The 12073-nt window shown below is 45.0% G+C and carries 14 protein-coding genes and 1 pseudogene; 4 read left to right on the top strand and 11 right to left on the bottom strand.

The genetic code is table 11. The features are described from left to right. Nucleotides 1-4: 4 nt before the first annotated feature. Genes B5E53_RS16585 through B5E53_RS16565 form a run of 5 tightly spaced genes read right to left on the bottom strand, consistent with a single transcriptional unit; the run spans nt 5 to nt 6289 of the window. Complete coding sequence (locus B5E53_RS16585) at nt 5-1711, bottom strand: ABC transporter ATP-binding protein (RefSeq protein ID WP_087317070.1); 1707 nt, start codon at nt 1709-1711, stop codon at nt 5-7. After that, entirely contained in the window at nt 1704-3470 is a 1767-nt protein-coding gene (locus B5E53_RS16580; RefSeq protein ID WP_087282419.1) for an ABC transporter ATP-binding protein, read from the bottom strand. The genes B5E53_RS16585 and B5E53_RS16580 overlap by 8 nt, the downstream gene beginning before the upstream one ends. A gap of 30 nt (nt 3471-3500) precedes the next feature. Continuing rightward, on the bottom strand, nt 3501-4958 hold the full coding sequence (locus B5E53_RS16575; protein WP_087317068.1) for an ABC transporter ATP-binding protein: 1458 nt from the start codon (nt 4956-4958) through the stop codon (nt 3501-3503). Next, nucleotides 4959-5678 (bottom strand): energy-coupling factor transporter transmembrane component T, encoded by a 720-nt coding sequence (locus tag B5E53_RS16570; RefSeq protein ID WP_087317066.1) that lies wholly within the window; start codon nt 5676-5678, stop codon nt 4959-4961. After that, entirely contained in the window at nt 5675-6289 is a 615-nt protein-coding gene (locus B5E53_RS16565) for an MptD family putative ECF transporter S component (RefSeq protein ID WP_087317065.1), read from the bottom strand. The genes B5E53_RS16570 and B5E53_RS16565 overlap by 4 nt, the downstream gene beginning before the upstream one ends. 188 nt (nt 6290-6477) lie before the next feature. On the opposite strand from B5E53_RS16565, the gene B5E53_RS16560 reads away from it, so the two are divergent. Next, entirely contained in the window at nt 6478-7452 is a 975-nt protein-coding gene (locus B5E53_RS16560) for an AraC family transcriptional regulator (protein ID WP_087317063.1), read from the top strand. A 38-nt stretch (nt 7453-7490) separates the two neighbouring features. On the opposite strand, the pseudogene B5E53_RS19850 reads toward B5E53_RS16560, so the two are convergent. Then, nucleotides 7491-7642 (bottom strand): annotated as a pseudogene (locus B5E53_RS19850) (TnpV protein); the annotation flags it as partial. A 120-nt stretch (nt 7643-7762) separates the two neighbouring features. On the opposite strand from B5E53_RS19850, the gene B5E53_RS16550 reads away from it, so the two are divergent. Further along, nucleotides 7763-8344 (top strand): hypothetical protein, encoded by a 582-nt coding sequence (locus B5E53_RS16550; RefSeq protein ID WP_087317061.1) that lies wholly within the window; start codon nt 7763-7765, stop codon nt 8342-8344. Here the strand turns inward: B5E53_RS16550 and B5E53_RS16545 are convergent, their stop codons facing one another. The 3 genes from B5E53_RS16545 to B5E53_RS19570 all read right to left on the bottom strand — a co-directional run bounded on the left by B5E53_RS16545 (nt 8345) and on the right by B5E53_RS19570 (nt 10090). Further along, a complete protein-coding gene (locus B5E53_RS16545) occupies nt 8345-8590 on the bottom strand; it encodes a hypothetical protein (protein WP_087276060.1) in 246 nt (81 codons plus the stop codon). It abuts the gene before it with no gap. A gap of 183 nt (nt 8591-8773) precedes the next feature. Next, complete coding sequence (locus tag B5E53_RS19575) at nt 8774-9736, bottom strand: reverse transcriptase domain-containing protein (protein WP_242963799.1); 963 nt, start codon at nt 9734-9736, stop codon at nt 8774-8776. Continuing rightward, nucleotides 9737-10090, bottom strand: a complete 354-nt coding sequence (locus B5E53_RS19570; RefSeq protein WP_204245540.1) for an RNA-directed DNA polymerase — start codon at nt 10088-10090, stop codon at nt 9737-9739. Nucleotides 10091-10705: 615 nt separating this feature from the next. Here B5E53_RS19570 and B5E53_RS16535 point away from each other — a divergent pair. Then, a complete protein-coding gene (locus B5E53_RS16535; protein ID WP_204245539.1) occupies nt 10706-11005 on the top strand; it encodes a helix-turn-helix transcriptional regulator in 300 nt (99 codons plus the stop codon). 128 nt (nt 11006-11133) lie between these two features. Continuing rightward, complete coding sequence (locus B5E53_RS18945) at nt 11134-11268, top strand: AraC family transcriptional regulator (protein ID WP_343215678.1); 135 nt, start codon at nt 11134-11136, stop codon at nt 11266-11268. Between the two features lie 120 nt (nt 11269-11388). Here B5E53_RS18945 and B5E53_RS16530 read toward each other — a convergent pair whose 3' ends face one another. Continuing rightward, nucleotides 11389-11577: a helix-turn-helix domain-containing protein gene (locus B5E53_RS16530; RefSeq protein WP_054353185.1), complete on the bottom strand. Its 189-nt coding sequence runs from the start codon at nt 11575-11577 to the stop codon at nt 11389-11391. A gap of 1 nt (nt 11578) precedes the next feature. Next, nucleotides 11579-12019 (bottom strand): sigma factor-like helix-turn-helix DNA-binding protein, encoded by a 441-nt coding sequence (locus tag B5E53_RS16525; RefSeq protein ID WP_087276057.1) that lies wholly within the window; start codon nt 12017-12019, stop codon nt 11579-11581. Between the last annotated feature and the right edge of the window lie 54 nt (nt 12020-12073).

Here is a 12073-nt window from a genome sequence, read left to right as displayed (position 1 = left end):
TCCCTTATGCAGATAATTTTTGTTCGGCGTTCCACATGGCCGCATACTTTCCGCCTTTAGCCAGCAATTCATCGTGAGTACCGGCTTCAGCAATCTTTCCGTCAGATACCACAAGGATTTGATCTGCATTTTTGACGATGGAAAGGGTATGAGCAATCATTACCACAGTCTTTTTCTCTTTCAGAAGATTGTCTATGGCCTGCTTAACTGCCAGCTCGTTCTCGATGTCAAGGGATGCTGTTGCCTCATCCAAAAGCAGGATCGGGCTATTTTTCAGAATAGCGCGGGCGATTGAAATTCTCTGGCGCTCACCGCCAGAGAGAAGGTTTCCGTTTTCGCCGGTCGGCGTATCGTATCCCTTTTCCATCTTGCGGATGAAGCCGTCACAATTAGCCTCCCGGCAGGCAGCCTCGATTTCCTCGTCCGTGGCGTTGGGGCGGGCGTGCCGGATGTTCTCACGAATGGTATCATCAAAGAGAAATACATCCTGGTCTACCATAGAGATTTGTTCCAGCACGCGCTCGGCAGCCACATGGTTGATTGGTTTGCCTCCGATGAAAATAGTTCCCCCATTCGTCTCGTAGTATTTTGCAATCAGGTTCAGAATGGTGGATTTACCGGAACCGGAGTCCCCGACAATGGCCGTGAGCTTCTGGTCTGGCACCGTAAAGGTGGCGTGTTTCAGCACCGGCTCTCCAGGTACATACGAGAAGTCCACATTGTCGAAGGTGATTTCATGTGTGGCAGTATGAAGCGGCTCCATACTGCCGGTTTCCTCTGGTTCTTCAATAATGTCTACAACTTTATCTTTGGAGATTTTCAAGTTTTTGTAACTCATCAGGCCACGGGAGATGGAGTCCGAAAGTTTTGCAAGCAGCATGGGCAGCATACAAATCAACAAATAGGAAATCGGGTCCAGTTTTCCGGACAGCATAGGGATAGAAGCCGCCCATATCATTACAGGTAGTCCGATCCACAGAAAGATACATTGTATTGCATTTGTCGGAATACCATGTTTCTCATAGTTGTAGCTCACATCACTGAAATGTTTTAGAGTAGATGTTACCGTCTCATTTTTTGTTCCGCCAATACCATAGGCTCGAAAGGTCTGAATGCCCGTGGCATATTCCACAATACTGCTGACCGTTTCGGCGCTGACGGCATTTTTCTCTGTACCATACTTGCGGACAACCCGAAAAGAGAGCCAAAGGAACGGAATTAAAACCAATTCGACGCAGGCAAGGATGATGCCTCCCGGCAGCCAGATACAGCCCACAAAAATAATCATCATGGTACAAAAGGTGATGTGCTTAACAATGTCCCCGACCGTATGGGTGAGGATTTTTTCATAGTTGTTGACATCGCTGGTAACGATGTTGATGTATTGTCCAGTCTGGCCTTGCGTAAATCTGGACAGAGGTATGCGCTTTATTTTATCTCCCAGGAATAGCCGGGTACGGTTGCTGACCGCTGCACCACCGATCTGACTTTGTGTATAACCAACGCTGTAAATCACAATACGCAGAATGAAAATGCCGCCTAAAAACAGAGAAAGCCGGAGCAGAGAGGGCGAGTTGATTGTACCATTCCACAGTATTTTCATTGCTTCATAAAGGAGCAGAAAGTTAAAACCGGACAGCATACCTTCCACAACATTTAGAACCATACCAAGATAAAACCGGCTATTTTTCTTTAATGGCTTTTCACGCATGATCTGCACCTCCTTCCAACTGATAAGTAATATTGCGGGCCGTTTCATAGTCTGTCCATGCCTGATTGTAATAAGCATTATCCTGCCGGACTTCATCATGTGTTCCTACACTTGTAATCGTGTGATTTTCGACAACGGCTACCCGATTGCACATTTTCAAGGCCCCCAAACGGTGAGCAACAACGATTACCGTCTTGCCTTTGCACAGGTTTTCAATAGCCTTATCAATCTCCACCTGATTTTCGGGGTCTGCAGCACTTGTAGCCTCGTCTAAAATCAGAATAGGTGCATTTTTCAAGATAGCACGCGCTATTGCAATCCGCTGCTTTTCGCCGCCGGAGAAGCGGGAACCGAAACTCCCCACCTTCGTATCGTAACCGTCTGGTAAAGACATGATAAAATCATCAATCTGAGCTTCTTTTGCGGCAGCCCGCACTTCTTCCAGAGTGGCATTGCTGCCCATACGGATATTTTCAAACACGCTGTCACGGGTAAGAAAGGTCTTTTGGAATACAATCGCTATATTCTGCAAAAGTGTTTCGTAGTTGATCTCCTTGACATTCTTACCGCCTATCAGTACCTCGCCTTCCTGCACATCGTAAAAACGGGAAATCAATTCAATCACAGTGCTTTTTCCTGCGCCAGAGCGACCTACCAGAGCCATACGCTCTCCATTTTTGACTTTTAGATTACAATGTTCCAGAACATTTACCTTACCATCGTAAGAAAACCGTACATTCCGCAGTTCAATGTCATGTGCCTGGGGAAAATCACTGCCACCCTCATAAATCGGCAGCTCTAAAATTTCCTCTGTTTTTGTAACCGCCTTAAGTACCTGCGCCATATTGCTGGATATTTCCTGCAAAGGACGGATCTCCGTCAGGTACATAGAACCGACAAAAGCAAACAACAGGAATACACTGGCTGTAATGGAACCATTCAGGAAAAACATACCGCCCAGCGGCACCAGCAACAGCATCCCGCACTCAATCACAACGATAAAAGAAGCGTAAAATGGCCCCATCCGTTTAGACATTTCATTCCAAACATCATTTTCCTCTTTTACAGCAGCAGAAAATTTCTGAAAAGATTTACTTCCCATGTTATAGGCTTTTATCAGCTTCATACCGCTGATATACTCCACCATTACGGAGTTCAGATTAGCAACAGATTGGTTGGCACGCCCCATCATGCTGGATGCTCCCATAAACATCCCGCACATGACGAATAGCGCCAATATCAAAGGCACCAGCGATACCAATGCCAAAGGCACATTGACAGTCAGAAGGTAAATAAACACCACCACCGGCCCTATAAGGTAACAGATCAATTCAGGCACATTGTGAGCCAGAAACAGTTCCAGCTTTTCAATGTCCTCATTCAGAACCGTTTTAATCTCGCCGGTGCTGCGTTCATTCAGCGCACCAAGAGGTACTTTTGCCATGTGGTCGATCACCATACAGCGCACCTTCAGCAATGCACGATAGGCCCCTTTGTGAGATGCCACACCAGATGCACCAAACAATAAAAACCGGATAACGATACCGCCAGCGATTATGCCAGCATCCCGAATAACAAATTCTGTGGTACAGGTTCCTGTATAGACAGCACTCATCAGACTGTAAATCCCGTAATAAGGGATCATGGTACAAATTCCACTGAAAAAGGATAGGATGACCGCCAGATACATCCAATATTTTTCTTTTCCAGCCCATTGGAGCAAGAGCCTGATTGAACTGCTCTTTTTCTCCTTCTGCATAAACTCACTCCTTTCATATCCATTCAACGGCTATATAGAAAATAGCTTTTTTAGATTTTCTTCATTATCCGGAACCAACGGAAGATCATCGCACTGCTCTCCGTGGTCAATATGAAGAACGCGGGAACAGGTACGGCAGACAAATTCATAATCGTGGGTTACGACAAAAATTACTTTCCCCATAGCAGAAAGCTTTTGGATCAGCAACGCAACCTGCTCCATACTATCGAAATCCAAACCGCTTGTGGGTTCATCAAATACCAAAAGCTCTTTTCCACAAATCATGCTGACAGCAACCGCCACCCTCTGCTTTTGTCCCCCGCTGAGTGTGTTCGGATGATGGGTGCGATAGGGTAATAAGCCCAGGCTATCCATTGTTGTTTCAATTAGCGATTTGTCTGGATTGCGGATACCAAAGGAGCATTCCGCTTCTACACTATCAGCAAATAATTCAAAGTTGACATCCTGCATGACCATGTAGGAGCGGCGCAGCCTTTCTTTCCTGTCTTGTGCTTTTTCATTCCACAGGAATTGTCCACTGGCTTCTTTATGCAGTCCGCACAGAGTACGGGAAAGAGTCGTCTTTCCTGCACCATTATGGCCGACAACACCGATGACTTCTCCAATTCCTGCTGAAAGGTTGATATGTTCCACAATGGCCTGTTTCTTATAATACAAGCCCACATCCTGCAATTTCAGGATTTTGTTCTCTGTCGCGCCTGGCCTTGTGAATTGCGGATGTACTTCATGGAGATCCACAGCCCGGAGTCCCATGCGTTTCCGCTCGTCTTTTTCAATAGCCCTGAATTGCTCTGGCGTATAAATCCCGGCGATTTGCCCCTGCTCCATGTAGACAATCCGATCCGCAACATCCATCAAATAATAGAGTCGATGTTCAGCGATTAAAATTGTCTTTCCCTGTTGCTTAACAAGTTTCAGATGCTTTCTTAAATCTTGTATGGCATCCATATCCAGATTAGAGGATGGCTCGTCCAGCAAGTAAATGTCCGGGTTCATAGCATAAACTGAGGCGAACGCAACTTTCTGCTTTTCGCCGCCGGACAATGCATGTAGGGAACGATTACGCAGTGACTGGATTTCTAAATCCGCCGCTGTGGTTTCTACTCTTTGGCGCAATTCCTCCGTTGGCATTCCTTGATTTTCAAGGCCAAACGCAATTTCGCTGTCACTGTCAGTATTGAAAAATTGTGTGCGCGGGTTTTGGAATACGCTTCCTACCTTTTCTGATATTTCATACATAGTCAGGTCAGCAATATCTTTGCCATCAATCACAACCTGGCCTGTTAATTCTCCGTCATAAAATCGGGGGATGAGTCCGTTTACAAGTCGAGTGATTGTTGTTTTTCCGCAGCCGCTTCGCCCGCACAGCAGGATGCACTCTCCATTTTTGACAGTCAGGTTAATATTCCGCAAACCGCCTTGCTCCCGTCTCTCGTATGAGAAAGTTATGTTTTTCAGTTCAATCATTCAAAACACCTCCCCGTAGAATTGCCCCACAAGAAACATGGCAAGGAAGGCAAGGACAAGTATGAGGTCGGCTATGCCAAAGCCAATCCTTACATACGAAGTCCTTTGTGTGGGATTTTCAATTCCTCTTGTTACAGATGCGACCGTCAATTCATCTGCTGTTTTGGATGCAGCCATCATCAGCGGAACATAGATACACTCGATTGTCATAGCCGGATGTAATATAAAATTTTTGAGATTAGGTGATACATCCCGCATCCGCATAGCGTCTTTGATAAAATGCCAGTCCTCCCGAATTGTAGGTACATAGCGCAGCATGACCGCAACAGGAATTACAATCTTCTGTGAAATATGGCTTCGGTTCATGGCAGAGAGAAATTCCCCCACTTTTGTCGTTGAAATGATAATGCCGGACAAAATGCCACAAGGATAAACCTTATGAACCAGCCCCAGGAAAGCAATCAACATTACCTGTACATTGCCGGACGGCATCTGCAACACCGCCTGTGTCAACAAGTAGAAAACTCCATAGACAATAATCCCAATAATGGAGTAGCGTATTTTCCCACAGGCAGTTCCAAAGCAGGCTACCAGCGCAACGACAAGCATTTCATAAAGAAGGGACGGAGCCATCGTTGCCGACAGGACACATAAGAGCAACAGCAGAATTTTTGTGCGGGGGTCTATCCAAAGCCCCCTGCGTTTTTCCCCATTGCTCATGCGGTAATCCCCGCTTTTTCAAACTGCTTTTTGAGCAATTTCTTTCCTACAAGGCCGCTGATAATTCCCAGTATGATAGTTCCCAAAAGGATAACCGGCAACATTCCCGCAGGTGCAGAAGCAGTCATCATGTCAATGTATTCCTGCGAAGTTCCGTTGTTCAGCATTGTTTCAGCCCACGCAGCAGGATCGGCGAAATAAGCCAAAAATACACCGGCAGGCCCAAGGCAGAATAGAGAAAAAGAAGCAATATTCCACTTGATGTTTCGATAACCTTTAGCACCTGCGACGATTTCAGCTACGATGCCCATGACGACATATCCCAAATCCATTGCCCAGTGCATTCCGAGTACATACCAGATAATACCATTGATAATGCCCAAAACGACAATACCACCACGCTTTGGTACTTTTGCTACCATCAGAAGATACACAGGTCCGCAGAGCAGGGCAATCCCAAACGGCTGATAGAAAGTAAGCGCAGGGTTTGGAGCAAACGGAAGGGAGCCGATAAGCTCAAACACGAAAAATAGTGCAGTAAAAATACCAATAGTTACAAGGTCCTTGACTGTAAGACCTTTCTTGTTCAGATACGATGATTGCACAGACATATCCAAATCCTCCTTTTCAGAGAAGCGTTGCCTTGACGCTCCCCATTTCTTATGTTATATTTAGGTTAGGAGCTGCTAACCACAAATCAAAGATACTCTATTCACATCCTTCTTACAATAGCTTGGAAGGATGTTTGCGTTATCAAGATATAAGTTTGCGCTATCGTGGCAAAGGAGCGAAATGCGTTATGAAGAATAAGATTGAAGATTTTTATGTAACACAATTTGCGGAACGGGGTTTTACACCGGCTCCGAATAGTCTGGACTATTGTGAGGTCGGAACCACCTGGCAGCTAAATGACAAAATTGGGACAGGAACATTCTGGATTTATAACAGACAGGACCTTTTCGACATCAAAATCCACGACTTCTATCTCAACGAAGACACTATTCTGGATTTTAACTGGCCAGAGTGTTTAAGCATCATGCAGTTTGACTCTATCTCCGGTGAGGAATTATCCCCTTATCGCCGGTTAGAAGCTGGGAGTGTGAAAAGTTTTATTGGCGGCTATTCCACATACAAAGTTCTCATACATAAAAAAATTCCGATCCGTACTGTTGGAATTGAAATAATGCCTGCTTATTATGAGGATTACTTAAAAGAGCAGTATCCTGATGAATATGCAAATCCTCTCAAAGCATTTGAAGCCGTTGGACAGACAGCGGATTTTCCTGAAATGTCCCGCCTATTAAAACAAGTAGAGGCATACAAAGGCAGCGGCATTTCTGCGGGCTTGTTTTATGAAGGGAAAGTGGCCGAAGCTATCTCACTTATTGTAGAATGGAGCCGCTTACAACAGCAAAGAAAAGAAGTCCGAAAAAAACTATCCGTTCAGGATGTTCAGCAATTAGAAAACCTAACACTGTATCTCAACGATCACTGTATTCAGGATATTCCTTTAGAACAGATCGTGCGTATATCTTGCATGAGTGCCAGAAAACTTCAGACAGCTTTCAAAGAATATCATGGATGCACAATTACAGAATACATACAGCAACGGCGAATGAGTCAGGCAGAAACCCTTTTAGCGAAAACAGATTTATCTATTGGTCAAGTCGCACAAAGCGTTGGATATACAAGCGCGAGTAGATTCGCAGAGTTATTTCGGAAGAGTACGGGCTTATTGCCATTGGAGTATAGAAAAGTCTCACAACGAAAGTAGAAATGAGCGCCAGAGAACAATCTCTGGCGTTCACCCTATTATTGAATTATCAACTCGGATTGTATAATTTCCTCCGCTTGCGCTTTCATCATGTTCATCAGCCCACCCAGCGCATGGGGTCGAGGGCTTTCAGTTCCTCGGTGACGCCCGCCGTCTCCATCATGCGGGGTAGCATGGCGTCCATTCGCTTTAATTTCTAAAAATGATTAAACTTTCTATTTGAAAAGCCTTGCATTTCCACCCGTGGTGTGTAAGCTGTGACTCACACGAGGCACAAGCCCAAGCAGAAAAATGAAAGGTGGAAATGATAATGAAAACAGGAAAAATCACAGCGAAACTGAGAGACGCGGTTCCGGTTTGCCTTATGGTAAACGGCGAGGAAGTAAAACGATACAAGAATATTGAGCTGCCGGATATGCTCAAAGAGGTGGAAATGACCGACTTCCATTTCAACGTACACATGGACGGGAAGATCACCTTTGAAATCCACTATGAGGAAGGCGTACTGCCGGAGGTATTCCCGGAGGCCCGCACCAGAGTAAGCCGGGCGGCGAAGGCCGCAGCCAAAGCCGCCTCGCAGGAAAGCGCAGAGGTTATGGCTGTGGAGACTACCGAGCCGGAAACAGAGGCCGCACCGGAGGACAACCCGCAGGACGGTGAAATCCCGGCAAAAGATCCCAGCAGACTTGCAACGGAGGGAAATGAACCGGAAGGCATCAAGGCCGCCTATAATGTGACAGGTGTACGCCGCAAGCAGCTGGTGACAGCAGTAGGCGACTTCATTGGCGCAAAGCCGGAATATCTGAGAGCGCCGACATACGCTTCCGCTGACAGCCACGCTCTGCATGAGCTGTCCCACCTCTCCAATCTGGTGTATGGCATTCAAATGTAACTACCAAACTAAGTATTTCCTTAATAAGTTCCCTTGACCATCATCTTTTATCTTCTTTATCACATAGCTCAACCATTCATCCGGTGTTGGTATCTCTCCAGCACAGGGAATTTTTCTCCATTGCTCCCGTTTGACCGGATCTTTATCATTCCACCCCTTTTCAATTCTATCGGAAATTATTGCCCGCATTTCCTCAACTGAAATGTTTCGCTCTCTTGCCATTCTTTCAAAAATATGCTCCTGCATTATTCTACCTCCAGTCTTTTGTGAATAGCATTTCCATCATCTACAATACTATAACTGTATAAGTCCCTTTTAGGAAGTATGATAGCTACCCTTTAGTAGATATGGGGATTACTCCCCATATCCCTACACAAAACCGTACGTGCGCTATTAACGCATACGGCTTTTCACTCTATATTTCGTACTCTATCTATAAAACAAACTCACCTTAATACTTGGTTCAAGCAATGGAAATGTCCTGAGTAACCCATTAAAGAACGTATCCAGAGTATAACTTCTTCTCTGGCTTCTCCGATTGAGCCACTTGAACAATAGCCATTTTGTCTGCATCAAGAATTTTTTCACTTCCCTCGTATTGTCGGTCACCCCATAATACTGATAGTGTCCTCGTAGTTTTGCATTGACCGTTTTAAATATCTGTTCCAATGCCATTGTTCTATGGGTCTTGATCCATTCTTTTATCGCCTTAATCTTGCTGCGGAATTTCTTCTTGCTGGTCTTTACCCTACAACGGAAAAACTCCTTCTTTCCGTCCATTCCGCAATAAAACGTGAAACCAAGAAAGTCAAAGGTATCTGGTTTTCTTTCCCCTCTTGTTTTTCGGTTCCGCCTGGCAAACCTCCCGAATTCTAAAATCTTCGTCTTTTCTTCCGCCAGTTCCAGTCCATATTTCCTGAAGCGTTCTTCTAGCCTCTGCTTGAATACTTCCGCTTCATATTGACTCTGAAAACAGCAGACAAAATCATCACAATAACGAATTAGATAGCATTCGCCCTTGCACTGTCTCTTTACGATTACATCAAACCAGTTATCCAGTACATAATGCAGATAGACATTTGCAAGTATTGGACTGGCTCCGTTTCCCTGTGGGGTTCCCCGTTCGCTGTCCAGAAATTTGCCGTTTTCCATGATTCCCGCTTTCAGGAATTTCTCGATTATCTCAGGAAATCTCTTGTCAGCTATGTCATGTGACAGCATCTTCATCAGCCATCCGTGGTCTACATTATCAAAGAACCCTCTGATATCTGCTTCTACCACATAATTCGTCTTCCGATACTGTACCATCTCTATGATTTCCCTTACTGCCTGATGACAGTTCCTGTTTGGGCGAAACCCAAAGCTCTCATTATAAAACTTCGGTTCATAAATCTACTCCAGTATCTGTGCAATCGCATTTTCCACCAGCTTATCCTCATAGCAGGAAATTCCCAGCGGTCTCATTTTGCCTTTTGTTTCTTTCGGAATATAGACTCGTCTTATTGGTTTCGGACGGTAGCTTCCGCTTTTCATCCGCTTTACAAGATTCGCCAGATTTTCCTCCAGACTCCGTTCATAATCTTCTTTTGTCACTTTATCAATTCCATACGCTTTTCTTTTATCCATCGTTTTATGGATTGCTTTCAAAGTGTCCTCATTGATATATGACGCAAGATTTTGAACCTTTCTGTCAGTTCTGTTCGCTTTCGCGATATTGTACTGTATTCCAAGCAACTCGTTCACCATGTTCATCAGCTCTCTTTCGTCTGCACAGTTCTTATCACTTGAAGCTATAAAGTGCACAGCCCTTTTCTCCATCTGCTTTCACAGACTTCTACGATACTATGGCTGTGTCGGACTTCCTGCCATTCCTTTGGATTCCTGACGCATTTCTTTGTTTTGGTTTCCATACCTCTTTCAGAGGAAATGACAGGATCTCAGCTGTTCCGATAACATACTTATCATCAGCCTCGCCAAGCTCTCAGACTGGGGGATGCCGCCATGACCTCGCCATACCGGTCTTGGCAGTGTTGTCTGCTGTGTCAATCATCACATCGACCATATCCAACCTCATAATAATTTCCCAGCTCAATCACTTCACTTTCGTTTCGGCTCTGCTGCTCCCTGTCCTACGCTTAAGCCTGACGTTACCGCTTCGGCTCCAAGGACTCGGTACAGGCGGTTGGCTAGACCTTACCTGATAGGATTTTCCTACTGTATTGTTATCAGCTTACCAAGGCTTGCAGAGTTTTCTCCGCTCGCCAGGGGAAATCAGCTACGCTGATTTCACAGCTCGCACGATTGTGACTATTATACCACCATTCTGGGACTTAGAATAGATACAGATAGGTAGGTGGTGATATGGATACGCAGAAACGAATCAGAGAATTGATGGAAGAACGGAAATGGACAGACTACCGTCTGGCAAAGGAAGCCAAGCTTTCCCATTCTACTGTCACAAATATGTTCAATAGAAATAACGCACCAACGCTGCCAACTCTGGAGGCAGTTTGCAGGGCATTTGGTATCACTCTGACTCAGTTCTTTGCCGAGGGTGAAGAAGCGCAATTGACCGAAGAGCAACAGAAACTCTTTTCAAAATGGAGTACCCTGACAGATAGGCAAAAGCAAATCCTTCTTGAACTGATGGATGCCATTTGAAGCACATCGCTCCCACAACGGGAAAGATGTGCTTTTCTTTTGCCATTAAAAAAGGCCCCTGCCAACCGCAGGAGCGAAAACAAGAACTTTATAGGTAAATTTGAAATGCACCCATTCACGCAATTTGGGTGCATTGTATCAATTTATGGTACGCAAGCCAGGTTGGCTACTCCAATCAAGGGAAATTTGCAGCTGTATTCAAAAAACAGTATGGATTGTCGCCGCTAGAATACCGGCGACTGAGAAATTTAGAAAAGAGTTAGTACCACCTGTTCTAAAGATTAAGTCATCGTAAAATAGCTCGAAAAAATGTATCGTTTTTGATCGCATTTTCTTCATTATTATGAAGACCGGGCAGCTTACGCCGTCCGGTCCCTTCTTAATTACTCCACATCCCGGAAATACCGGATGCACTTCATCAGCTCCACTGCCAGCTCCTGGTACAGATCTTCATCAAATCTTCTGTTCACCAATGAATACTTAATCAACAGCGGCCTGTACATTGCAAAGATTTCTGCCTTCGCATCCATGTCCCCAGCTTTTGCCCGGAATAATAATTCATCAAAGCTCATCTTATTTATCCCCCAATCTTTTGCGTATTTTACGGATTGCATAGAAGTACGCATCCTTGCATCGCTCTGCTGTCATCCCGGTCATCTCGCCAATCTTTTTAAATGAGCGCTCCTCAAATACATGAAGATAGATCAGCTTCCGTTCTTTCTCATTGAGCAACAGCATCGATTTCACAAGTTTTTCATCTGAGAGTTCGTCCCACTCCGGGAACTCACCTGCAGCCTCTTTGAGCAGAATCCGTTCCCGTTCCTGGTTCTCCCTCATTTCTTCAAACGTGATCCGTTCTTCAATCTCCGTAATTTCCTCCATTAAGAAGGAGTCCTTCTCCGTCCGGATCTTTTTATCCAGGTAACTGCTCCTGCGCCCTTTGATAAACTCCAGTAAGTATGCCGTAAAATGGTTCTTTGTCCGATCTCCCGAATAGGTATGTTTTTCATTCATATGTTGATTCCTCCTGAATTTCATCTGTAGTTCCAAAGAAATTCAGAAGGCCGG

The sequence above is a fragment of the Eubacterium sp. An11 genome (assembly GCF_002161065.1).
Lineage (GTDB): Bacteria > Bacillota > Clostridia > Lachnospirales > Lachnospiraceae > Anaerobutyricum > Anaerobutyricum faecale.
Note: the sequence above shows the minus strand (reverse complement) of the source record. Positions and strands in the feature narration are given on the sequence as shown.

Coding starts and splice junctions, on each gene's coding strand:
- B5E53_RS16585 (WP_087317070.1), bottom strand. CDS start 1,711: ATGCGTGAAAAGCCATTAAAGAAAAATAGCCGGTTTTATCTTGGTATG.
- B5E53_RS16580 (WP_087282419.1), bottom strand. CDS start 3,470: ATGCAGAAGGAGAAAAAGAGCAGTTCAATCAGGCTCTTGCTCCAATGG.
- B5E53_RS16575 (WP_087317068.1), bottom strand. CDS start 4,958: ATGATTGAACTGAAAAACATAACTTTCTCATACGAGAGACGGGAGCAA.
- B5E53_RS16570 (WP_087317066.1), bottom strand. CDS start 5,678: ATGAGCAATGGGGAAAAACGCAGGGGGCTTTGGATAGACCCCCGCACA.
- B5E53_RS16565 (WP_087317065.1), bottom strand. CDS start 6,289: ATGTCTGTGCAATCATCGTATCTGAACAAGAAAGGTCTTACAGTCAAG.
- B5E53_RS16560 (WP_087317063.1), top strand. CDS start 6,478: ATGAAGAATAAGATTGAAGATTTTTATGTAACACAATTTGCGGAACGG.
- B5E53_RS16550 (WP_087317061.1), top strand. CDS start 7,763: ATGAAAACAGGAAAAATCACAGCGAAACTGAGAGACGCGGTTCCGGTT.
- B5E53_RS16545 (WP_087276060.1), bottom strand. CDS start 8,590: ATGCAGGAGCATATTTTTGAAAGAATGGCAAGAGAGCGAAACATTTCA.
- B5E53_RS19570 (WP_204245540.1), bottom strand. CDS start 10,090: ATGGTGAACGAGTTGCTTGGAATACAGTACAATATCGCGAAAGCGAAC.
- B5E53_RS16535 (WP_204245539.1), top strand. CDS start 10,706: ATGGATACGCAGAAACGAATCAGAGAATTGATGGAAGAACGGAAATGG.
- B5E53_RS16530 (WP_054353185.1), bottom strand. CDS start 11,577: ATGAGCTTTGATGAATTATTATTCCGGGCAAAAGCTGGGGACATGGAT.
- B5E53_RS16525 (WP_087276057.1), bottom strand. CDS start 12,019: ATGAATGAAAAACATACCTATTCGGGAGATCGGACAAAGAACCATTTT.